Raw genomic sequence first — 21,896 nt, 5'->3', positions numbered from 1 at the left:
CTGCCGCAACCCCCGTGAACGCCCAATGTTCACTCACCGCGAAAGCGGTGATGTGGCCGACGTAATATTAAGGCTTCATGGAAACGCTGAATATCACCTTCCCGCCCGAACTGCCGGTCAGCCAGCGTCGGGACGACATCGCCCGCGCGATTCGCGATAACCAGGTCGTGATCGTCGCCGGGTCGACCGGGTCGGGCAAGACCACCCAGTTGCCCAAGATCTGTCTGGAGCTCGGCCGCAAGAACATCGGCCACACCCAGCCGCGCCGGCTCGCCGCGCGCACCATCGCCGAACGGATCGCCGAGGAGCTCGGGCAGGAAGTCGGGCAGCTGGTCGGCTACCAGGTGCGGTTCACCGACAAGGTCGGCGCCGACACCCGTATCAAGTTGATGACCGACGGCATCCTCTTGAATGAGATTCACCGCGACCGCATGCTACGCAAGTACGACACGATCATCATTGACGAGGCGCACGAACGCAGCCTCAACATCGACTTTCTGCTCGGCTACCTGCGGCAGCTGCTGCCCAAACGCCCCGATCTCAAGCTCATCATCACCTCGGCCACCATCGACCCGGCCAGTTTCGCGAAGCACTTCGCCGCCGCCGACGGCACCCCGGCGCCGGTTGTCGAAGTGTCTGGCCGCACCTTTCCGGTCGAGATTCGCTACCGACCACTCGTCGCCGAGCCGGGAATCGATGACGATGACGACACGACGGACTCCGCTCCCCCGGTTGACCGCGACTACATCGAGGGCATCACCGCGGCTCTCGACGAGCTTGAACGGGAGTCCAACGGCGACGTTCTCGTCTTTCTTTCCGGCGAGACCGAGATTCGCGACGCCGCCGACGCGCTGCAGGGCAAATACGTCTCCTCGGCCAGCCGTAACCCGACCGAGGTGTTGCCGCTTTACGGCCGACTGTCGTCGGCCGACCAGCACCGGGTGTTCCAGCCGTCGACCGTGGCGGGGGTGAAACGACGCATCGTGCTCGCGACCAACGTGGCCGAAACCAGCCTGACCGTGCCGGGCATCCGCTATGTCATCGACGCGGGAACCGCGCGCATCAGCCGCTACAGCGTGCGCTCCAAGGTGCAACGACTACCGATCGAGGCGATCTCCCAGGCCTCCGGCAACCAACGCAGCGGCCGCAGCGGGCGCACCAGCGACGGCATCGCGATTCGGCTGTACTCCGAAGAAGACTATATGCGCCGCCCGGAATATACCGAGCCTGAGATTTTGCGCACGAACCTCGCCGCCGTCATTTTGCAGATGATCTCGCTCGGCCTCGGCGACATCGCCTCGTTCCCATTCCTGACCCCGCCGGACAGCCGCAATATCAAGGATGGCCTTGACCTGCTCGCCGAACTCGGCGCCATCGAGGCCGCGGGCGCCGGGCGCACCAAGAGCGGTCGCGGCGCTGCCCGCGGTGCAGCGGATGCCGCGGCGCCGGCCGTCACCACCGGCCCGGCCACCCCGCGCCTCACTCGCATCGGCCAGCAACTCGCGCAACTGCCGATCGACCCGCGCTTTGGCCGCATGGTGATCGAATCGAAGACGCAGGGCACCAGCCGGGAGGTCATGGCGATCGTGGCCGGACTCACCATCCAGGACCCGCGGGAGCGCCCGCTCGAGCGTCGCGCCCAGGCTGACCAGTTCCATGCCCGGTTCGCCGACCCCACGAGCGACTTTCTCAGCCTGCTCAATCTCTGGAACTACCTCGAAAAACAGCAGTCCGAGCTGGGCTCGAGCGCCTTTCGGCGGTTGTGCAAGAACGAATACCTCAACTACCTGCGGGTGCGCGAATGGCAGGACGTGTTGCGGCAGTTGCGCCAGCTGGCCAAGCCGCTCGGCCTGCATCTCGGTGAGCCGAGCGCGAACCCCGACGGCGTCCACCGTTCGCTGCTCGCTGGGTTGCTCTCGCACATCGGCCTGAAAGACGTCGCGAAGAAGGACTATGTCGGCGCTCGAGCGCAGCGTTTCGTGCTCTTTCCCGGATCGACCCTGGCCAAGAAGCAGCCGAACGCGGTCATGAGCGCCGAACTGGTCGAAACCAGCCGGCTGTTCGCCCGCATGAACGCGGTCGTCGACCCGGCCTGGGCGGAACCGCTCGCCGGCAACCTGTGCAAGCGCAGCTACTCCGAACCGCACTGGGAAATGAAGCAGGGCGCCGCCGTGGTCTACGAACGTGTGACGCTATACGGCGTGCCGATCGTGGCCCGCCGTCGGGTGCAGTTCTCGCGGATCGACGCGGCCTATGCCCGCGAGCTGTTCATTCGCCATGCGCTGGTCGCCGGGGAGTGGGACCGGGCCTCGGGGCCGCAAACGCCCGTGGCGGAAAAGGAAGCGGATCGCGGCGGTCGCGGGCCGTCGCGCAACGAACGCGTCGGCATCGCGGTCGACGGCGGCACAGCGTCGAGTGGGCGCGGTTTTGGCCGATCAGACGGCGCGCCCGCCGTCGGCTCGAGCGCGAGCCGTGGCGGACGGCCCGGCCAAACGGGCGACCCCGGCATGTGGGCGTTTGAACGCGCCAATGCACGGCTGCGGGAGGAATTGGCCGAGCTGGAGGAACGCACCCGGCGCCGGGACATCCTCTTTGATGATGAAGCCGTCTTCGACTTCTATCAGCGCCGTATTCCGGCCGAGGTGTCGTCGACCAAAAGCTTCGAGGGCTGGTGGCGTACGGCCAGGTTCGACACCCCCGACCTGCTCACGATGACCGCCGACGCCCTCGTGGCCGAGGACTCCCCCGAAATCGACGAGGGACTCTTTCCGCCGAGCTGGCAGCAGGGCGACCAGCGCCTGAACCTGGGTTACCGCTTCGAGCCCGGCGAAGAGGACGACGGAGTGACCGTGCGCATTCCGCTCGCGTTACTGGCCCGCCTGTCACCGAACGGTTTCGACTGGCAGGTACCGGGCCTGCGCGCCGAACTCGTCACCGCCATGATCAAGTCGCTGCCGAAAAGTATCCGGCGTAATGTCGTCCCCGCTGCCGACTGGGCCGTTCGGCTGCTGGGCGAACTGCCCGGCGAGCCCGGCATCGTCGAGACTTTGCCGACAGCAGTGCCGGAAGCATCGTTCGCCGAGACGCTCGCGGCACTGATTCAGAAGCTCACCTACGTGCCGGTCAGCATGCGCGATTTCGAGCTCGACCGAATTCCCGCGCACCTGCGCATGACCTTCGTCGTCACCGACGAGCGCGGTCGCACGGTCGCCGCCGACAAGGACCTCGCCGACCTGCAACGCCGGCTCGGCACCCGGGTGCGCGAGAGCGTCGCGAAGGCGACGAGCGCCGCTGCGCCGAGCAACGCGATCGAGCGGGGCGGCCTCACGACCTGGGACCTCGGTGAACTCCCCCGCTTCCTGGACACCAAGCAGGGTGACAACACGATTCGCGGGTATCCGACGCTCGTCGATGATGGGGCATCCGTTTCTATTCGCATGATGAGCACCGAGCTGGAGCAGGCCCGCGCTCTGCCCCGCGGTGTGCGCCGGCTGCTGTTGCTCGCGACGCCGTCACCCGCCGCGTACGTGCAGCAGCACCTCACCGCCGCCGAAAAGCTCAGCCTTGCAACCAGCCCATACACAACCACGCAGGCCCTGTTCGCGGATTGCCTGGCCGCCGCGGTCGACGACGTGTTGTTTCGGGTGCGCCCCGACGGGCAGGTGTTCATGAAGGCGGAGTTCGACACCATCCGTGACCGGGTGTCCGGGGTGGTGATGGATTCCATGTTCGAAACGGTGGGTTTGGTCGCCCGCATCCTCACCGCGCAGCGCCTGGCTGATAAGGCGCTCAAGGCCGCAACCAGCATGGCGCTGCTGCCGGGAATCAGCGATGCCCGCCAACAGCTCACCGCCCTGGTCTATCCCGGCTTCGTCAGCGAAACCGGTCTCGTCCAGCTGCGCCACCTGCCGCGCTACCTCGGCGGCATCAGCGCCCGGGTACCCAAACTCGTCGACAACCCGAACCGCGACCGGGTCTGGATGAACGAAACCCAGGCGGCCACCGCCCGGTTCGAGAACGCCGGCGGTACCATGCCGCTCCAAGCGGATGCCACGGCATCCGTTCTGCGCGCCCGCTGGATGATCGAGGAGCTGCGCATCAGCCTGTTCGCGCAGGAGCTCAGGGCGGCGGAGCCCGTCTCGCTGCAGCGCATTCAGAAGGCGCTCGCCGGATAGTTCGCGCCCCCGGCCCACCTTATGAACGCGGGCCCAGTCTATAAACTGGGCCCGCGGACGGGGCCCGGGCCCCGTCCGCATTCGTTGGTGCGGGTGTGGGTGGGGGTGGGTGGGGCTAGAGCACCTTGGAAAGGAAGGCCTGGGTGCGGTGGTGCTGCGGGTTGGCGAGCACCTCGGTGGGCACGCCGCTCTCGACGACGACTCCGCCGTCCATGAAGACCAGCGAATCGGCGACCTCACGGGCGAAACCCATCTCGTGGGTGACCACGATCATGGTCATGCCGTCGCGGGCCAGGCCCTGCATGACGTCGAGCACCTCGCCGACGAGCTCGGGGTCGAGCGCGCTGGTGGGCTCGTCGAACAGCATGAGCTTGGGCTCCATCGCCAGGGCGCGGGCGATCGCGACCCGCTGCTGCTGGCCGCCGGAGAGATGCGCCGGGTAGTAGTCAGCGCGTTCGGCGAGACCGACCCGCGCCAGTAGAGTCCGGGCGTTGGCCTCGACCCCGGCCTTCGACAGGCCCTTGACCCGGATGGGTGCCTCCATCACGTTCTGCAGCGCGGTCATGTGTGGAAACAGGTTGAACCGCTGGAACACCATGCCGATGTCCCGGCGCTGCCGGGCCGCTTCCCTCGGGTGCATCTCGTAGAGCTTGTCATTGGTCTCGCGGTAGCCGATGAGCTCTCCGTCGACGCTGAGCCGCCCGGACGAGACGACTTCGAGATGGTTGATGCAACGCAGAAAGGTGGACTTGCCCGAACCGCTGGGGCCGACCAGGCACATGACCTCGCCGCGCTTGACCTCGAGCGAAATGCTCTTGAGCACCTCGTTGGAGCCGAAGCTCTTGGAGACGCGGTCGGCGACGACCATGGGTGTGTCGAGCATCAGCGATCTCCCTGGGGCGGGTCGGTGGGGGGCAGCACCACGGTGGGTTGGCCGCTGCCGACGACCGGGGTGGCCCCCGTGAGCGACGCGGCCGCGTCATCCGCTTTCTTGTCTGGGCGACGGTCGCCAATACCGCGGGCGAACCGCTTTTCGAGGAAGTACTGGCCGACCATGAGAATAGACGTGAAGAACAGGTACCAGATCGACGCGACGATGAGCATCGGCACTGTTTCGAAGGTCACTGCGGCGATGTCGCGGGAACGTGTGTAGAGCTCGAGGGTGAACGGAATGGCCGTCACCAGCGAGGTGGTCTTGAGCATCGAGATGACCTCGTTGCCGGCCGGCGGAATGATCACCCGCATCGACTGGGGAACGATGATGCGCACCATGGTCTGGAACCAGCTCATACCCAGCGCGGTCGCCGCTTCTTCCTGCCCGCTGTCGACCGAGAGCAGGCCGGCGCGCACAATCTCGGCCATATAGGCGGCCTCGTTCAGGGCCAGTCCCACGATGGCGAGAATGAACGCGCTCAGCGCGACGCGGGTCGGAAAAGACACCCACGGTTCGGTGAAGGGCAACCCGATGTCGATGGTCTGGTAGATCGTGCCGATCAGGCCCCAGAATGCGAGTTGAACGTACACCGGGGTACCACGGAAGATCCAGAGGTAGACCCAGGCGATGCTGCTGACGACCGTGTTGGGTGAGAGCCGCATGATGGCGAGGGTCACTCCGAGGATGATCGCGATGACCATGGAGTAGACCGTGAGTTGCAGGGTGATGAACGCCGCCTGCGAGATGCGCTGGTCGAACAGGTACTTGCCGACCGCCGGCCAGTCGTAGGCCGGGCGCATCGCCGCATCGGTGATGAACAGCGCAACGATGATCAGTAACACGACCGCGAAGATGTTGCGCCAGGGGTGGCGCAGGCGGATGGCCTTAATACCGGGCTCGGTCTCGACGCCGGTCGCGGTCGTGTGAGTCATGATGTGGGTCGCTTACTCTTTCTAGCCTTTGGAGGCGACGTTGATGGTGATGGTGTCGATGCCACCGTCGGTGACACCCCAGGCGTCAAGGATCTTGCCGTAGGAGCCGTCATCGACCATGGACTGCAGGGCGGCCTGCACGGCCGCCGTCAGCTCGGACCCCTTGTCGACGGTGATTCCGTACGGCGCCGTGTCGAAGCTCTCGCCGGCGGGCTCCAGCTCGCCGTCGGCCTTGCTGATGGCGTAGAGGGTGACGGGCGAGTCGGCGCTGAGGGCATCGGCCTTGCCGAGCACGACCGCATTGGTCGCTTCGTCCTGGGAGCCGTAGGGCAGCACATCGATGGGCTCCTTGCCGGCGGCGACGCAGGCCGCGTTCTTGGCGGGCAGCTCGTCGGTCTCTTCAACCGTGTTGTCCTGCACGGCGACGGTCAGACCGCAGGCATTGTCGGGGTCGACGGTGTTGCCAACGGGCGCGGCCCAGAGAATTCCAGCGTTGTAGTAGTTGACGAAGTCAACCTGTTTCTCGCGCTCGAGGTTGTCGGTGAAGGAGGATTCGCCAATGTCGACGGTGCCACCGGTGATGCTCGGGATGATGGTGTCGAACGACGCGATCTGATACTTGGTGGTGAGGCCGAGCTTGGCGGCGATACCGTCGGCGAGCTCGATACCCCAGCCGATCGGTGCACCGGACGGGTCCTTGAACTCGTTCGGCGGGTAGGCCGCGTCCGTTCCGACGACGAGCACCCCTGCACTTTTAATGTCCGCGGGGAGCAGTGCGACAGCGGCGGGATCCGCTTCAATGGAGCTTGCAGCATCGGGCGTCGTCGTGGCTGCAGGAGTGGAGTTGTCGACACAGCCGGTCAGCAGCACGACGGCGACGGCAGCGAATGCTGGAATAATGTATCGTGCGCGCATGGCACTTCCTTCTCTGGATGGTCGAAAATGCGTGGGTTCGCCGATGAACCCACACGCAGGTATGACCTGTCGAGCTTAGTGCACGCGCGGCGCGGCAAATTCGAGCGTTTACCCCGGGGGGAAATTTTGACGAGCGGATGCGGCCGCATCCGTTTCGAAAACAGTCCTACTTGACCGCGGCTGCGAGCAGGGCGACGTAGTCGTCCAGGCCCCAGGACAACGACAGTCCCGTGGGCGGGGAGACCGAGGTGATGAAGGCCGCGCCGACCGGGGATGCGACCGTGCCGGCCTGCACCTGCGGCATGGCCTGCGCGTAGCTGGCGGCAAGGAACGCGTCGGACTCCTCCGGGGTGGAACCGAAGTTCACCAGCAGGTCGCTGCCGAGCTGGTCGAGCTGTTCGTAGCTGAGCGTGTAGTAGAAGCTCGCCTCGTCGGTTGCGAGCTCATCGACGGCGGGCGCGCTGACGAAGCCGAGGTCGAGGGTGAAATCGACGCGCGGGTCGTGCTTCTTGTAGACGTAGAAGCTGCCGGCGCTGTCGCTCGTGAGGGCAATGGTCTTGCCGGCGAATTCGGGATGCGCGGCGGCCTGGTCGGCGATTTCGGTGTCGATCGACGCGAGCAGGGCGCTCGCTTCGTCGGTCTTGCCGAGCGCGGTTCCGGTGATCTCGATCAGATCGCGCCACGGGGTGGCCCAGGCGTCGCCCGGGTAGGCGACAACGGGGGCGATCTTGCTGAGCAGGTCGTATTCCTGCTCGGTGATGCCGGAGTAGGCGGCGAGAATCACATCGGGGGCTGCTGCTGCGATGTCTTCGTAGGGCGGCTCCTGGGTATCGGGCAGCACGACGGGCATCTTTTCACCCTGAAGGGCCTCGACGATCCACGGCAGCACGCCGTTCTCGTCGCCACCGTAACTCTGGAACGGGATAGCCACCGGGATCACGCCGAGCGCGATCGCGTCGTCGGCGCTGCCCCATCCCCAGGCCACCACGCGGGCGGGCTGCGAGTCGACCGTGGTTTCACCGAAGGCATGCTCGATGGTGACGGGAAAGCTGCCGGATGCCGCGGCGTCGACAGGGTCAGCCGTATCGTTGGCGGCCGTGCAACCACTCAGGCCCAGGGCAAGGATGCTCGCTGCGGCAACAAACGTGAGGGTCAGGCGTCGGGTCACGAAGTTCTCCAGTTCGTCGGGCGCGGGCGACAGGGTGCCCCGCCAATATAAGGTTAGCCTAACCTAATTTCCGATGTGCTAATACTCAAGGGCAGGGACGTTCAGCCTCGGTGAGCCCGGCGGAACAAGTCCGTGGAACCGGCCGATCGGCACGACCATGGGCGCGCCGCAGACCGGGTCGGACACAATCGTGGCGTCGAGGTCGAAGGCCTTACGCACGATGTCTGCGCTGAGTATCTCGGCGGGCGTTCCGTTCGCCACGATGCGTCCGGCGCACATGACGACGAGGTGGTCGGCGTAGCGGGCGGCCAGGTTGAGGTCGTGCAGCACCATCACGACGGTCGTGCCGCGCTCACGGTTGCGCTCGAGCAGAAGGTCGAGCACCTCGATCTGGTGGGTTACGTCGAGAAACGTGGTCGGTTCGTCGAGCAGCAGAATCTCGGGGTCCTGCGCGAGCGCCATGGCGATCCAGACGCGCTGGCGCTGTCCGCCGGAGAGGTCTTCGAGGCGGCGCTCGGCGAGTTCGTGGGTGTTGGTGGCGGCCATTGCTGCGGCGACGATCGTGTCGTCGGTGCTCGACCACTGCCGAAACCACCCCTGGTGCGGGTAGCGGCCGCGGCTGATGAGGTCTGCCACGGTGATGCCGTCGGGCGCGATGGGCTGTTGCGGCAGCAGACCCACGATGGTCGCGACCTTTTTTGCGGGGAGCGCGGCGATGTTGCGCCCGTTCAGGGTGACCTGGCCGGTATCCGGTTTCAGCAGGCGCGCGAGGCCTTTGAGCAGGGTGGACTTGCCCGAGGCGTTGGCTCCGACGATGACCGTGACGGCACCGTGAACGATCTCAAGGTCGAGGTTTTCAATGATGGGAGTGTGGTCATAGCCGAGACTGACACTCTCGGCGCGCAGTAGGTGGGTCATCAGGCGCTCTTTCCGGTTGTATTGCTGGTGGCGAGCAGCCAGAGCAGGTAGGGGGCGCCGATGGCTCCCGTGATGATTCCGGCAGGCAGTTCGAGCTGCCCGGGCAGCAGGTGCTGGGCGGTGAAGTCGGCGACGGTCGTGATGAGCGCTCCGATAAGCGCCGTGGGAATCAGGGCCAGACCGCCGGTGCCGAGCAGGCGCCGGGCGATCGGTGCCGCCACGAACGCCACGAAGGCGAGCGGTCCGACGGCGGCGGTCGCCGTCGCGGCGAGCGCGACAGCGACTACGAGCAGCACGAGCCTGGTGCGTTCGGCACCGACGCCGAGGCTCGTGGCGAGGTCATCGCCGAGTTGCAGTACGCGCAGGCGGCCGCTGAGAACACGAACGACGGGCAGCAGCGCGAGTAGCACGACGGCCACGACCGCGATCTCTTGCCATCCGGCGCCGTTGACGCTGCCGACTAGCCAGAGCAGAGCGCCCTGGGCGTCGTTGAGATCGGCGCGGGACAATAAGTAGCCGAGCAGGCCCTGCACCATGAACGCGACGCCAACGCCGATAAGCACGAAGCGGTAGCCGACCACGCCGCCGCGGCCCGCCAGCAGGTAGATGGCGCAGGCAACGATGCTGGCGCCGGCAAACGCAGCGAGGGAGGTGGCGACGCTTCCGAAACCGAGGATGAGCATGCCGAACACCGCGGCGGCGCTCGCTCCCCCGGTGACCCCGATGATGTCGGGGCTCGCGAGCGGATTGCGCAGCACGGTCTGGAACAGTGCGCCAGAGATCGCGAACGCTACCCCGACCAGCACGGCGAGGGTCAGCCGGGGTAGGCGCAGCGAGAGCACGATGAAGTTCTCGCTCTGGGTGCCCTGACCGGTGAGGGTGCGCAGCAGGTCGGGCACGCCCAGCGAGTACGCGCCGACCGCGAGGCTGAAGGCGGCCACGAGAACGAGGGCACCGAGCAGCGCGAGCACGAGCCGGTGCTCGCGCCTGATCTGCCGGGCGCGCGCGTGGCTGAGGGGCGCGACATCCGTTTTCACCTCGCTGCGGGTGGTCATCACAGACCGGCCAGCTTCACGCGGCGCACAAGGGCGATGAGTACCGGTGCCCCGAGGAACGCGACGACGAGGCCGGCCTGGATCTCCCCCGGCTGGGCGATGATGCGGCCGAGTACGTCCGCCGTGACGAGCAGGGTGGGCCCGAAGAAAGCGGAGAACGCGATGATGAGCCGGTAGTCGGGGCCGGTGATCCAGCGGGCCACGTGCGGCACGGCGAGGCCGACGAACACGATCGGACCGGCCATCGCGGTCGCCGAGCCACACAGCAGCACGATCGCGACGGCGCAGACGATGCGTGCGGTGACCAGGTTCTGGCCGAGACCACGGGCGAGATCGTCGCCGAGGGCGAGGGTATTGAGCATGCGGGCGGCCACGATGGCGAGAATCGTCCCCACCAGGATGAACGGGGCCAGCGGTAGGGCGGCGTCGAGGCCGCGGGCGACGAGAGAGCCGGCCGCCCAGAATCGGTAGCGGTCGAAAGCCTCGGAGTCGGCCAGTAACACGATCGTGATGAGCGAGGTGAACGCTGCCGTCAGCGCGGTTCCGGCGAGGGCGAGCTTCACCGGCGTCGCGCCTTCACGGCCGAGCGATCCGATCAGGTAGACGATCGTTGCCGCCACAGCGGCGCCGGCGAAGGCGAACCAGACGTAGCCGAGCGAGGACGTCACGCCGAACCAGGCGATGCCGGCAACGACGAACAGGGAGGCTCCGGCATTGACGCCGAGTAGGCCGGGGTCGGCGAGCGGGTTGCGGGTGACGCCCTGCATGAGGGCGCCGGCCAGGCCGAGGGCGAGGCCTGCCAGTAGGCCCACGACCGTGCGCGGCACTCGCAGGTCGAGGATGACGGTGTGGTCGGTCAGGGTGCGGTCCGGGTTGAACAGCGCGCTCCACACGGTGACCGGGGAGATCTCGCGGGTGCCGACGAGGAGCGACGCGGCGATACTGAGCCCCAGCAGCACGAGCGCCATGATGAAGCCGATGACGACGCGGCGCGGGTGAACGCGGGCCGGCGCCGGTGCAGCGGGTGCAGGTCGTTCGAGAGTCCGGGTCATTGAGCTTCGGACCGGCCCCGCCGCCAGTAACCCATGAAAGCCACCCGTGAACGGTCGATGCCGGTTTCGCTCACCAGAAAACGTCGAAGCAATTTGATCATGCCGCATTCGCCGGCAAGCCAGGCGTAGAAACCGGTGCCGCTTTCGTCGTTCGGTGATTCCCAGAGCCGGTCGCAGTCCACGTCGACCTCGACGAGCGGCTGCGCGTGTGCGGCGACCGCCAGATTGATCAGCGCGTCGTTGTCGGCGACCCAGTCCCGTACGGCTGCATCCAGGCGTTCTCCGTGCGGCGCTGTATCGCGGGCCAGCCAGGTGATCTCACAACCGGTCGGTAACACGAGGGGTAGGGCATCCGCTTCGACAGGCACCTCGATGAAGGCGCGGGCGCGGCGGCCAGCGGGCAGGCTCTCGAGGATGCTGCAGATAGCAGGGGCGGCGGTTTCATCACCGGCCAGCAGCAGGTCGGTCCCATGGGCCGGGTGCCAGTCGAGGCCGATCGCACGATCCGGGCTGCGTTCGTCGGGGCCGACGATGACTACGTCACTCCCGATGGACGCAGCCTGCAGCCAGCGCGCGGCCGGCCCGGGGGCGCCGTGGCCGGCGTGGGTCACGAAATCCACATCGATTTCGCGCGCTTCGGGGCGCACTGCTCGAATCGTGTAGGTGCGAAGGGGGTTACGTTCGGCGTCGGGCAACGCACGCCAGCGGTCGTACCAGGTGCCGTCGGCGTCGGCGCCGGCGCGTTCATCATCTTCGCCGATATCGGACAGGCCGCAGCCGGGCAGCGGTAACACTATTTTGATGCGCTGATCGAGCCCCGCCGTGCCGAAGGTATCGAACTGCGCCCCGAAAAACGTCACCCGGGTGAAATGATCACTCAGCGCGCGAATGCCGACCACGGTGCCCCGGTAGGGCCGGTAAGCCGGGCGGTCAGTGACCGCCGGGGCGCCCAATCTGCTCCGAATCGGTAAGGTAAGCATTACCTAAGTATGGCATGCCTTGCCTCACAGTGGGCCGCTCTGTCGCCCAGGGACTCAGCATGGCCACCTGTCTCCCCCGATTTCACTGCCCCAGTCTGAGCGTCCCAGTCTGAGCGTCCCAGTGGCGACGCCCCGGTTATCGACGCGCACGACCGTAGACTGAAATCATTGTGAAAAGTTACTGGACGCTCCTGCGCACCCCCGGCGTGTCCCGCCTGATCGGCGCGCAGCTGACGGCCCGTTTTCCGTTCGGCATGCTCTCACTCGCTTTTCTCATTCACATCGAGCAGATCTTTGATTCCTATGGTGCTGCCGGGCTGGTTCTCGGCGCAATGAGCATCGGCCAGGCCATCGCGGGCCCCCTCACCAGTCGTCTGATGGGACAGCTCGGAATGCGCCCGGTGATCATCGCGACCATGTTCATCTGCGCGGTGTCGATCGTCGTTATGGCGTTGGTTCCGCTGTCGGTGCTGAGCCTCATGCTCATCGGATTCGTGGCCGGCCTGTCAACGCCGCCGATTCAGCCGGCCGTGCGCACCATCTATCCCAAAATCGTCAACTCTCGCCAGCTCACCCCGCTGTTCTCACTCGACGCCTCGGCGCAGGAGATCATCTGGGTACTCGGCCCCGTCATCGCGACCTTCGTGGCGCTGCAGGTTTCGACGACCGCGGGCATCCTGCTCGCCGCATTCTTTCTGGTCGCCGGCGGAATCTGGTTCGTCTCCCTGCCGGAGGTGGGGCGGGTGCGCATTCCGCGCAGCCGCCGCAAGCTCGGTGTGGTGCTGAAAAAGCCCGCTGTGCTGCTCAGCACCATCGTCGGGTTCACCCTCGTCGCCGCCTGCGCCGCCGTCGAAGCCGGAGTGGTCGCGGTGTTCGGGCATGGCAGCGCTGACGCTGGCTGGGTGCTGGGCATCTTCGCCGTCGGTTCCCTGATCGGCGGGCTCGCGCTCGGCCACACCCCGATCGGGCCGTGGGCACTGGCCTCCCGCATGCTCATCGTCACGATCGGACTGGCCCTGGCAAGCCTCTGGCTCACCTTCTGGTGGCTGTCCCTGGCCTTGCTCGTGGCCGGGGTCGGCATCGCCCCCGCCTTCGCGGTCTTGTTCGGCATCGTCTCGGCGAGCGTGAAGTTCAGCGACACCGCCGAGGCCTACGGCTGGGTCGGTACCGGCCAGTTGATCGGCGCCGCTATGGGCTCTGCCATTGCCGGGTTCTCGATCGACCAATCCGGACCGGTCTCGGCGATCTATGTCGCCGCGGGCTTCGCCGCCCTCGGCTGCATCATTCCCGCGCTCGGTCGTCGCTGGCACCCCGACCTGCGTGGCCGGGACATCAGCCCCATCCCCGATACCGAGCCCATTCAGGTGCAGGTTTCCTAGCCCCTGTTCTCCTAGCATGAAGGGATGAACTCACTCACCCTCAACGACGGCCACCTGATTCCCCAGCTCGGTCTCGGGGTGTACAAGGTAGCGGATGACCTCGCCGCCGAAACCGTGCAGGTCGCGCTCCACGCCGGGTACCGTCACGTCGACACCGCCGCGCTCTACGAGAACGAGGTCGGCGTCGGGCAGGGACTCATGCGTTCCGGTGTGCCTCGGGAAGACGTGTTCGTGACGACCAAAGTCTGGAATGACCGCCACGGCTACGCCAAAACGTTGAAAGCCTTCGACGAGAGCCTCGCCAAGCTGGGCCTGGACTACGTCGACCTGTACCTGATCCACTGGCCGGCCCCGAAGCAGAACCGCTATGTCGACACCTATCGCGCCCTCGAAGCGATCCGCGCCACGGGCCGGGCCCGCTCGATCGGCGTTTCCAATTTTCACCCGCACCACCTCGACCGGCTCCTGGCCGAGACCGAGGTCGTGCCCGTGCTCAACCAGGTGGAGTTGCACCCGTGGTTGCCGCAAACCGAAGTGCGCGTGTATGACGCGGCCCGCGGCATCCGTACCGAAGCGTGGTCACCGCTGGCCCGCGGGCGCGCGATCGGCAACCCGATCCTCGACGCGATCGGCGCCAGGCACGGCAAATCGGCGGCGCAGATCGTGATCGCCTGGCACCTGTCGCTCGGCAACATTGTCATTCCCAAGTCGGTCACACCAGCGCGCATTCGCGCCAACATTGACGTGTTCGACATTGTGCTCGATCCGCAGGATCTTGCGGCGATTGCGGCACTCGACAGCGGCGAGCGCACCGGTAAGGACCCCGACGACCTCGACTGAGCGGCCGCGGGCCGAGCCCGGAACCGCGGGAGGTGGTCGTAGGCCCAACCGCTTATCGTCATCATCGGGCTCAGATGTTTGACGCTATGCTGGGCGGACCCTGATCGTGAACGTCCTGCGTGCAGTCGCGCCGGTGTCGTCCTCCGAAGCCGGCCCGTCGACAGCCGCGGCGACCCTGACGCATTGGAATGACCGGCTGATCCCGGGCCTCAACCGGGGCCGGTCGGATTCACCAGCGCGGGTGGATCTGCTCCCGCAGGAGCCGGTCGTAGATGTCCTGAACGCCCTCGTTGAAGGCGACGCCCAGCGGCTCAGTTACGCCGGCGGCGGCATTGGCCTGCGCTTGCGCGACCGAACGGGCTCCCGGGATGACGGTGCTCACGCCGTCGATCTGGGCGACCCACGCCAGTGCGGCCTGGGCCGGGGTGAGGCCGACCGGGGCCAGGGCAGTGAACTCGATGGCGGCCTCCAGGCCGACCTCGAAGTCGACGCCGGAGAAGGTCTCGCCGACGTCGAAATGGCTGCCGTCACGGTTGAAGTTTCGATGGTCGCTGTCGGCGAAGACGGTCTCGTGAGAATATTTGCCGGTGAGCAGCCCGCTGGCCAGCGGAACCCGGGCGATGATGCCCACCCCGGCAGCGCGCGCGGCGGGCAGCACCTGCTCGAGCGGCTTGAGCCGAAAAGCGTTCAGGATGATCTGCACCGTGGCGACGCCCGGGCGGCTGATCGCGGCGAGAGCCTGGTCGCAGGTCTCCACGCTCACACCATAGTTCTTGATGACACCCTCGCTGACGAGGGTGTCGAGCGCGTCGTACACCTCGCCGGATTCAACGACCGCGCTCGGCGGGCAATGCAGTTGCACGAGGTCGAGGGTATCCCTGCCGAGGTTGGTGCGCGACCGGTCGGTCCACTCGCGAAAATTGGCGAGCACAAAATTCTCCGGCAGCTGTTCGGCGCGGCGGCCCATTTTGGTGGCGACGGTGATTTCAGCACCTGAAGCGCCGTTCGCGAGAAACTGCCCGATCAAACGCTCGCTGCGGCCGTCACCGTAGACATCCGCTGTGTCGAAGAAGGTGATTCCGGCATCAGCGGATGCCGCCAGCACGGCGGTCGCGTCGGCGTCAGTCACGGCGCCCCAATCGCCCCCGAGCTGCCAGGTGCCGAGACCAATCACAGAAACAGTGCGGCCGGTTCTTCCGAGGATTCGTTTTTGCATGCCCCCAGCTTAGGCACCGGCGCCCCGTTTTGTGACGGCGGCGAAGCTACGGGCGCCACCCGCGCGACCGCAGGCGCTTAGCCGAGATGCCCGCTGCCAGCGCCTCGGCAGAGGTGAACGCTCCGGACTCGAAGCCGGGAGGGAGGGAAGTTGGGATATTCATGGCCTGAGAGTGCCACGGTCGACGACCGGCCCGGCAGTTATCCACAGGGTTGCGGGCAGTCGTATGCGATCTCGCCCTGAAACGTCGCGTGAGCCACGCGAGGCGCCCCCGTTAGCCCGACGAGCACTGCCCGACCCCGGCGAGATGCCACCTTTAACCCCAACAGCACCTCCCGATCCAGGCGAGATGCCACCTTTAACACCATGAAAGCGCGTCAAGCGGCCAAAAGTGGCACCTCACCAAGATCAAGGGGCCAAGGTTGACATCTCACGCCACTATTGGGGCGCAAGAGGGCGCCGCGCTAGCGGCTCCCGATGCGTTCCGCGATCAACGGACCGCCATCCTGCACGGGCTCCCCCGGGTCACCGATGCGCCAGGCTCCCTCGACGGCGGCAAGCGCCCGGGCGAACCGCTCGGGCTCGTCGGCACTGAGTGTGAAGAGCGGCTGACCTGCCACGACGGTGTCACCGGGCTTGGCGTGCAGGTCGATTCCGGCGGCATGCTGCACGGGATCTTGCTTGCGCGCCCGGCCAGCCCCGAGCCGCCAGGCGCCGATGCCGAAGGGCAGTGCCTGCTGTTCGACCAGCACGCCGCTCCTCTCGGCGAGCACGACGTGGGTTTCGCGGGCGACCGGCAACGCGGCATCCGGGTCGCCGCCCTGCGCCCGAATCACCGCGCGCCACTTATCCATAGCCCGACCGTCCGTGAGGGCCGCGCCCACGTCGACGCCGGTGATCCCGGCCAGGGACAGCATCTCCTCTGCCAGGGCGACGGTGAGCTCGACCACGTCGGCCGGGCCGCCGCCAGCGAGCACCTCGACCGACTCGCGCACCTCATTGGCGTTTCCGATGGCGAAACCGAGCGGCACGTTCATGTTGGTCAGCAGAGCGGATGTCGCCACCCCGGCATCTTCGCCGAGCTCGACCATCGTGCGCGCCAGTTCCCGCGACCGCTCGATGTCTTTGAGAAAGGCACCGGAGCCGAACTTCACGTCGAGCACGAGCGCACGGGTGCCCTCGGCGATCTTCTTCGACATGATCGACGACGCGATCAGCGGAATCGACTCGACCGTGCCGGTGATGTCGCGCAGGGCGTAGAGCTTACCGTCGGCCGGAGCCAATCCGCTGCCGGCCGCGCACACCACCCCGCCGAAGTCCTGTAACTGCTTCCGCATCTCGGCGTTGGTGAGATTGGCACGCCAGCCTGGAATGGACTCGAGCTTGTCGAGGGTACCTCCGGTATGGCCAAGGCCACGGCCGGAGAGCTGCGGAACGGCCGCGCCGAACACCGCGACGAGCGGCATCAGCGGCAGGGTGATCTTGTCGCCGACACCGCCGGTGGAGTGCTTGTCGGTGGTCGGCTTGCCGAGGCCGGCAAAACTCATCCGCTCGCCGCTCGCGAGCATGGCCATGGTCAGCGCACGAATCTCGCTTCGGCTCATGCCGTTAAGAAAGATGGCCATGGTCATGGCGGCCATCTGCTCATCACCGACAAAACCACGCGTGTAGGCGTCGATCAGCCAGTTGATCTGCGGCTCGCTGAGTTCGCCGCGATCGCGCTTGGTATGAATGAGGTCGACGGCGTCAAACGCTTCGATGGCGGTCATGGCGTGGACTCCTTGACAACGCGGTAGTCGGCGAGTTGGCGAGGCCCGAACGCATCCGGAAGCACCTCGTCGATGGTCTTGACGCCCGACACCGTTTCGAGCAGCATGCCCGGAGCGGAGTGTTCGTAGAGCAGCTGCCGGCAGCGACCGCACGGCATGAGGATGTTGCCATTGCCATCGACGCAGGTGAACGCGACGAGCTGGCCACCGCCGCTACGGTGGAGCGCCGAGACCAGACCGCACTCGGCGCAGAGGGTGAGGCCGTAGGAGGCATTCTCCACGTTGCATCCGCTGATGATCCGCCCGTCTGTGACGAGCGCGGCAACACCGACCGGAAACTTCGAGTACGGCACGTAGGCCGTCTTCATGGCGGCGAGGGCGACCTCACGCAGGGCGGGCCAGTTGACGGTCACCGTAATCACTTGATGTATGGCTTTCCGTCGGCGGCGGGCGCCCGCGAGCGGCCGACGAACCCGGCGACAGCGAAGATCGTCACGACGTAGGGCAACATGAGCATGAATTCGCTCGGCACCGGCGAGCCGATGATACCCAGCACGTTTTGCAGGTTGGTCGCGAAGCCAAACAGGAGCGCCGCGAGGGTGGCCTTGATCGGATGCCACTGGCCGAAGATCACCGCGGCCAGGGCGATGAAGCCCATCCCGCTGGTCATTTCTTTGTTGAATGCACCGACCGCGCCGAGCGTGAAGTACGCCCCGCCAAATCCGGCGATGACGCCGCCCAGGGTGACGGCGATGAAGCGCGTGCGGTTGACATTGATGCCGACCGTGTCGGCAGCCTGCGGATGCTCACCCACGGCCCGCACGCGCAGGCCCCACTTGGTGCGAAACAGACCGAAATACACCAGGGCAATCGCGACGTACATGACGTAAACGATGATGGTCTGGCGAAACAGCACCGGACCGATGATGGGGATCTCGCTGAGGAACGGAACGTTGAGCCGGGCAAAGACATTCGGAGAGTTGAGGTTGGCGCTCGGCGCGAGCACCTGCGAATAGAGAAAACTGGTCAGGCCGATCACGAGCACGTTGAGCACGACACCGACGATGACCTGATCGACGAGGTATTTGAGAGCGAAGGCGGCCAGCACCATCGACACGAGAGCACCGGCGACCATGGCCGCGAGCAGGCCGAGGTAGGAGTTGCCCGTGGCGGAGGCCACAACGGCCGAGCTGAAAGCTCCGGCCAGCAGCTGCCCCTCAATGGCCACGTTGACGACGCCGGCACGTTCTGAGAGCACCCCGCCGAGGGCGCCAAAGATGAGCGGTGCGCTCAGGGTAACCGTTCCGATCAGCAGTCCGGGCACCGGAATCGTGGAGCCGGACGCCGCCCAAGCCAGAAATCCGACCAGGAACAGCAGCGCGAACGGGATGGTCAACACGATCGGAATCTTGGCATGACGGTAGACCAGCCAGGCCGACGCCGCGGCCATGAGCACGAGGACGACGGCGACGAACATTCCGGTAGCGAAGGTCGGCAGGGCAACCTCGGGGAGTTGAATCAGGTCGCGTCCTTCGGACAGGCGGAAGGTGCTGAGTTCACCGCGCTGGCCGCGCCCGAGTACGACGAACAGAATCAGCGACAGCACGGCAAAACTGCCGAAGGTGATCGGAATCTTCCAACTGCGAATCTGCGCCGTTGGCTTCACGATCGGGGCCGAAGCCGGAGCGGAGCTCTGTGTGAGAGTGCTCATTTCGCCACCACCTCGTTGGTCTGGCGCGTCTTGACAGCGCGAATTGTCGGTTTCCTGGAAGTGCCGGGTGTGGGCAGGTGGAACATGGCGCGCACCAGCGGCGGGGCCGCGATGAACAGCACGATGAGAGCCTGCACGACCACGACGATATCGATCGGCACACCCTCAGCAGCCTGCATGGCGAACCCACCGGCTTTGAATGCACCGAAGAGGATGCCGGCGGCGAAGATGCCCCAGGGTTTTGAACGACCGAGCAGGGCGACGGTGATGGCGTCGAAGCCGATACCAGCGTCGATGCCGGACCCGAACCCGGTGGTCACCGTGCCGAGCACCTGATTGATGCCGGCCAGGCCCACGAGCGCGCCCGAGATGGCCATCGCATACAGGTAGACGTTCTTCACGTTGATGCCGGCCACCCGAGCCGCGCTCGGGTTTTGCCCGACGGCGCGAAACTGAAACCCGAGGTTGGAGCGACTCAGCAACCACCAGACGAAAATCGTGGCCGCGACGACCGTGAGAAAACCGGCGTGCAGGTTGTACCTCGGCCCGAACAGGTCAGGAAACACCGCGGTGGCCGCCATGGCCGGGGTCTTCGGGTTGTTGCTCCCTGGAGCCTGCAGGGCACCCGGGGTACGCAGCAGGAACTGAATGAGATAGAGGGCCACAAAGTTGAGCATGATCGTGACGATCACCTCGTGGGCTCCGGTACGCGCCTTGAGCAGGCCCACGATTCCGCCCCAGATGGCGCCGCCGAGCAGTCCGGCCAGAATGGCAACGATCAAATGGATGCCAGCGGGCAGCTCCACCGCGAAGGCAACCCACCCGGCGGCCCCGGCAGCGATGAGCATCTGCCCGCGGCCGCCGATATTGAACATGCCGACCCGGAAAGCGAGTCCGACACCGAGACCGGCCGCGATCAGCGGGGTAGCGAAGGTGAGAGTCTCGGTCATTGGGCGAATCGCGGTGAGAAAGTTCGTGGCGCGGAAGTTGTAAATCGAACCTTGGAACAGGGCGGAGTACGCCCCCGCGACAGCGTCCCAGACGGCTCGAAGCAGGTCGGTCGGACGCGAGAAGAAGTATCCGGCGGTCTCCTGTACGCGTTCGTTGGTGAACGCAATCAGTATGGCACCGACCACAAGCGCGAAGAGAACAGCGAGGACGGAGATCATGGCGCTGCCGCCGGTGATGTCACGCAGGGTCTGGGTCCAGCGCTCGGAACCGTCCTTCCTGCTGTCACGGCCCGCCGGTGCAGTCGTCGTCGTGGCGCTCATAGTCCGGACTCCGTTGCCGGGGCGTGTTCGCCCGCCATCATGAGGCCGAGCGTGGCGCGGGGGGTGTTGCCGGGCACGATTCCCACGATTTCTCCTCGATACATCACCGCGATGCGGTCTGCGAGAGCGACGACCTCGTCGAGCTCGGTGGATACAACGATCACCGGAATGCCTGAGTCCCGGGTTTCAATGATGCGCGTGTGCACGAATTCGATCGACCCGACATCGAGGCCGCGCGTCGGCTGCGCCGCCACGAACAATCGCAGTTCTCGGCTCAGTTCCCGCGCGAGCACGACCTTCTGTTGGTTGCCGCCGGACAGCCGGCCGGCTTCCATCTCACTGCCCTGCGACCGAATATCGAATTCCGCAATCTTTTCCGCGGCGAATTTAGCCCGAAATCCCAGCTGCAGATTGCCGGCCTTCACGAACGGCGCCCCGGAACTGCGATCGAGCATGAGGTTCTCAGCGATGCTGAAGTCGGCGATCAGGCCGTCCTCGGTGCGGTCTTCGGGCACGAACCCGACTCCAGAATCAAGAATGTGCCGCACGCTGTAGCCGCGCAACGGTTTTCCGTCGAGTTCGATTGATCCGGTCACGTGATGCTGCAGGCCGAGCAGGGCTTCGGTCAGCTCGGTTTGACCGTTGCCCTGCACGCCGGCGATGGCGAGCACCTCGCCGGCCTGCACGTCGAAGCTCACATTGTTCACGACGCTCTGGTTGCGAGAGTCGATCACCGAGAGGTTCTTCACCGTCAGGGCGGGTCCGCGCAGTTCGGGAGCGTTCTTGTGCACCGTCAGCTCGACGGCGCGGCCGACCATGAGCGAGGCCAGCTCCGCGTTCGTCGCGGTTGGCGACGCGTCACCGACGACGGTTCCCAAGCGGATGACGGTGATGCGGTCGGCGACGGCGCGCACCTCCCGCAGTTTGTGCGTGATGAACACGATCGAGGTGCCGGACTCGGCGAGCTGTCGCATGATGATCATGAGCTCGTCGGTTTCTTGCGGAGTGAGCACGGCGGTCGGTTCGTCGAACACCAGCACCTTCGCATCCTGAGACAGCGCCTTGATAATCTCCACTCGCTGCTGCACGCCGACCGGAAGTTCTTCGATCAGGGCGTCGGGGTCGATGTCGAAGCCGAAACGGTCGGAGATCTCGCGCACTTTGGCCCGGGCCGCGCTCAGGTCGAGGCGGCCGCCGAAGGTGGTTTGCTCGTGGCCAAGCACGACATTCTCGGCGACAGTGAACACCGGAACGAGCATGAAGTGTTGGTGCACCATGCCGATTCCCGCGTTCATAGCGTCGCCAGGGCCAGCAAACTTCTGCACCACGTCGTCCAGCAGAATATCGCCTTCTTCGGCGATATACAGGCCGTACAAAACGTTCATCAGGGTGGACTTGCCAGCGCCATTCTCACCCAAAAGGGCATGAATTTCACCCGACTCGACGGTGAGGGAGATGTTGTTGTTGGCGACCAGCGCACCAAAGCGCTTGGTGATGCCGCGAAGTTCGAGCTTCATTCATCCTGAATTCTTGGGTCGAGCACGGCGAAACTGTACGTGGGAAATGAAATAGGGAGGCCGA

General features: G+C 65.9%; 18 protein-coding genes. 3 read left to right on the top strand and 15 right to left on the bottom strand.

Features of this window, described 5'->3' with window-relative positions:
- Positions 1–77 precede the first annotated feature (77 nt).
- Complete coding sequence (hrpA, locus tag CXY72_RS20075) at positions 78–4,175, top strand: ATP-dependent RNA helicase HrpA (protein ID WP_233197733.1); 4,098 nt, start codon at positions 78–80, stop codon at positions 4,173–4,175.
- A 115-nt stretch (positions 4,176–4,290) separates the two neighbouring features.
- Here the strand turns inward: hrpA and CXY72_RS09315 are convergent, their stop codons facing one another.
- The 8 genes from CXY72_RS09315 to CXY72_RS09280 all read right to left on the bottom strand — a co-directional run bounded on the left by CXY72_RS09315 (position 4,291) and on the right by CXY72_RS09280 (position 12,129).
- Positions 4,291–5,058 (bottom strand): amino acid ABC transporter ATP-binding protein, encoded by a 768-nt coding sequence (locus tag CXY72_RS09315; RefSeq protein ID WP_104127419.1) that lies wholly within the window; start codon positions 5,056–5,058, stop codon positions 4,291–4,293.
- The gene (locus tag CXY72_RS09310) at positions 5,058–6,041 is read right to left on the bottom strand and encodes an amino acid ABC transporter permease (protein WP_104127418.1); all 984 of its coding nucleotides are present in this window, start codon (positions 6,039–6,041) and stop codon (positions 5,058–5,060) included. The genes CXY72_RS09315 and CXY72_RS09310 overlap by 1 nt, the downstream gene beginning before the upstream one ends.
- Before the next feature lie 21 nt (positions 6,042–6,062).
- Positions 6,063–6,956: an ABC transporter substrate-binding protein gene (locus tag CXY72_RS09305; protein ID WP_104127417.1), complete on the bottom strand. Its 894-nt coding sequence runs from the start codon at positions 6,954–6,956 to the stop codon at positions 6,063–6,065.
- A 166-nt stretch (positions 6,957–7,122) separates the two neighbouring features.
- Positions 7,123–8,124 (bottom strand): iron-siderophore ABC transporter substrate-binding protein, encoded by a 1,002-nt coding sequence (locus CXY72_RS09300; protein ID WP_104127416.1) that lies wholly within the window; start codon positions 8,122–8,124, stop codon positions 7,123–7,125.
- Between the two features lie 78 nt (positions 8,125–8,202).
- Entirely contained in the window at positions 8,203–9,042 is an 840-nt protein-coding gene (locus CXY72_RS09295) for an ABC transporter ATP-binding protein (RefSeq protein WP_104127415.1), read from the bottom strand.
- Entirely contained in the window at positions 9,042–10,097 is a 1,056-nt protein-coding gene (locus tag CXY72_RS09290; RefSeq protein ID WP_104127414.1) for an iron chelate uptake ABC transporter family permease subunit, read from the bottom strand. The genes CXY72_RS09295 and CXY72_RS09290 overlap by 1 nt, the downstream gene beginning before the upstream one ends.
- A complete protein-coding gene (locus tag CXY72_RS09285) occupies positions 10,097–11,149 on the bottom strand; it encodes an iron ABC transporter permease (RefSeq protein ID WP_104127413.1) in 1,053 nt (350 codons plus the stop codon). Before CXY72_RS09285 ends, CXY72_RS09290 begins: the two co-directional genes overlap by 1 nt.
- Positions 11,146–12,129: a siderophore-interacting protein gene (locus tag CXY72_RS09280; protein WP_104127412.1), complete on the bottom strand. Its 984-nt coding sequence runs from the start codon at positions 12,127–12,129 to the stop codon at positions 11,146–11,148. The genes CXY72_RS09285 and CXY72_RS09280 overlap by 4 nt, the downstream gene beginning before the upstream one ends.
- 170 nt (positions 12,130–12,299) lie before the next feature.
- On the opposite strand from CXY72_RS09280, the gene CXY72_RS09275 reads away from it, so the two are divergent.
- Positions 12,300–13,508: an MFS transporter gene (locus CXY72_RS09275; RefSeq protein WP_104127411.1), complete on the top strand. Its 1,209-nt coding sequence runs from the start codon at positions 12,300–12,302 to the stop codon at positions 13,506–13,508.
- A 24-nt stretch (positions 13,509–13,532) separates the two neighbouring features.
- Positions 13,533–14,348: an aldo/keto reductase gene (locus CXY72_RS09270; RefSeq protein ID WP_104127410.1), complete on the top strand. Its 816-nt coding sequence runs from the start codon at positions 13,533–13,535 to the stop codon at positions 14,346–14,348.
- A gap of 229 nt (positions 14,349–14,577) precedes the next feature.
- Here CXY72_RS09270 and CXY72_RS09265 read toward each other — a convergent pair whose 3' ends face one another.
- From CXY72_RS09265 to CXY72_RS09240, 7 genes are all read right to left on the bottom strand, one after another.
- A complete protein-coding gene (locus tag CXY72_RS09265; RefSeq protein WP_104127409.1) occupies positions 14,578–15,564 on the bottom strand; it encodes an aldo/keto reductase in 987 nt (328 codons plus the stop codon).
- A 46-nt stretch (positions 15,565–15,610) separates the two neighbouring features.
- Positions 15,611–15,727, bottom strand: a complete 117-nt coding sequence (locus tag CXY72_RS20405) for a type IV toxin-antitoxin system AbiEi family antitoxin domain-containing protein (protein ID WP_304466362.1) — start codon at positions 15,725–15,727, stop codon at positions 15,611–15,613.
- A gap of 301 nt (positions 15,728–16,028) precedes the next feature.
- Entirely contained in the window at positions 16,029–17,333 is a 1,305-nt protein-coding gene (locus tag CXY72_RS09260; RefSeq protein ID WP_104127408.1) for a thymidine phosphorylase, read from the bottom strand.
- Entirely contained in the window at positions 17,330–17,746 is a 417-nt protein-coding gene (locus tag CXY72_RS09255; RefSeq protein ID WP_370446245.1) for a cytidine deaminase, read from the bottom strand. The genes CXY72_RS09260 and CXY72_RS09255 overlap by 4 nt, the downstream gene beginning before the upstream one ends.
- A gap of 5 nt (positions 17,747–17,751) precedes the next feature.
- On the bottom strand, positions 17,752–19,044 hold the full coding sequence (locus tag CXY72_RS09250) for an ABC transporter permease (RefSeq protein ID WP_104127407.1): 1,293 nt from the start codon (positions 19,042–19,044) through the stop codon (positions 17,752–17,754).
- On the bottom strand, positions 19,041–20,315 hold the full coding sequence (locus CXY72_RS09245) for an ABC transporter permease (RefSeq protein ID WP_104127406.1): 1,275 nt from the start codon (positions 20,313–20,315) through the stop codon (positions 19,041–19,043). The genes CXY72_RS09250 and CXY72_RS09245 overlap by 4 nt, the downstream gene beginning before the upstream one ends.
- Positions 20,312–21,832, bottom strand: coding sequence for an ABC transporter ATP-binding protein (locus CXY72_RS09240; RefSeq protein WP_104127405.1), 1,521 nt, complete (start codon positions 21,830–21,832; stop codon positions 20,312–20,314). The genes CXY72_RS09245 and CXY72_RS09240 overlap by 4 nt, the downstream gene beginning before the upstream one ends.
- Positions 21,833–21,896 lie beyond the last annotated feature (64 nt).

It is taken from the genome of Cryobacterium sp. Y57 (assembly GCF_002929505.1).
Taxonomy (GTDB): Bacteria; Actinomycetota; Actinomycetes; order Actinomycetales; family Microbacteriaceae; genus Cryobacterium.
The sequence above is the reverse complement of the archived record's forward strand: the minus strand, read 5'-3'. Positions and strand labels throughout refer to the sequence as shown.

Coding starts and splice junctions, on each gene's coding strand:
- CXY72_RS09305 (WP_104127417.1), bottom strand. CDS start 6,956: ATGCGCGCACGATACATTATTCCAGCATTCGCTGCCGTCGCCGTCGTG.
- CXY72_RS09280 (WP_104127412.1), bottom strand. CDS start 12,129: ATGCTTACCTTACCGATTCGGAGCAGATTGGGCGCCCCGGCGGTCACT.
- CXY72_RS09260 (WP_104127408.1), bottom strand. CDS start 17,333: ATGACCGCCATCGAAGCGTTTGACGCCGTCGACCTCATTCATACCAAG.
- CXY72_RS09265 (WP_104127409.1), bottom strand. CDS start 15,564: ATGCAAAAACGAATCCTCGGAAGAACCGGCCGCACTGTTTCTGTGATT.
- CXY72_RS09250 (WP_104127407.1), bottom strand. CDS start 19,044: ATGAGCACTCTCACACAGAGCTCCGCTCCGGCTTCGGCCCCGATCGTG.
- CXY72_RS09315 (WP_104127419.1), bottom strand. CDS start 5,058: ATGCTCGACACACCCATGGTCGTCGCCGACCGCGTCTCCAAGAGCTTC.
- CXY72_RS09310 (WP_104127418.1), bottom strand. CDS start 6,041: ATGACTCACACGACCGCGACCGGCGTCGAGACCGAGCCCGGTATTAAG.
- CXY72_RS09270 (WP_104127410.1), top strand. CDS start 13,533: ATGAACTCACTCACCCTCAACGACGGCCACCTGATTCCCCAGCTCGGT.
- CXY72_RS09290 (WP_104127414.1), bottom strand. CDS start 10,097: ATGACCACCCGCAGCGAGGTGAAAACGGATGTCGCGCCCCTCAGCCAC.
- CXY72_RS09240 (WP_104127405.1), bottom strand. CDS start 21,832: ATGAAGCTCGAACTTCGCGGCATCACCAAGCGCTTTGGTGCGCTGGTC.
- CXY72_RS09285 (WP_104127413.1), bottom strand. CDS start 11,149: ATGACCCGGACTCTCGAACGACCTGCACCCGCTGCACCGGCGCCGGCC.
- CXY72_RS09245 (WP_104127406.1), bottom strand. CDS start 20,315: ATGAGCGCCACGACGACGACTGCACCGGCGGGCCGTGACAGCAGGAAG.
- CXY72_RS09295 (WP_104127415.1), bottom strand. CDS start 9,042: ATGACCCACCTACTGCGCGCCGAGAGTGTCAGTCTCGGCTATGACCAC.
- hrpA (WP_233197733.1), top strand. CDS start 78: ATGGAAACGCTGAATATCACCTTCCCGCCCGAACTGCCGGTCAGCCAG.
- CXY72_RS20405 (WP_304466362.1), bottom strand. CDS start 15,727: ATGAATATCCCAACTTCCCTCCCTCCCGGCTTCGAGTCCGGAGCGTTC.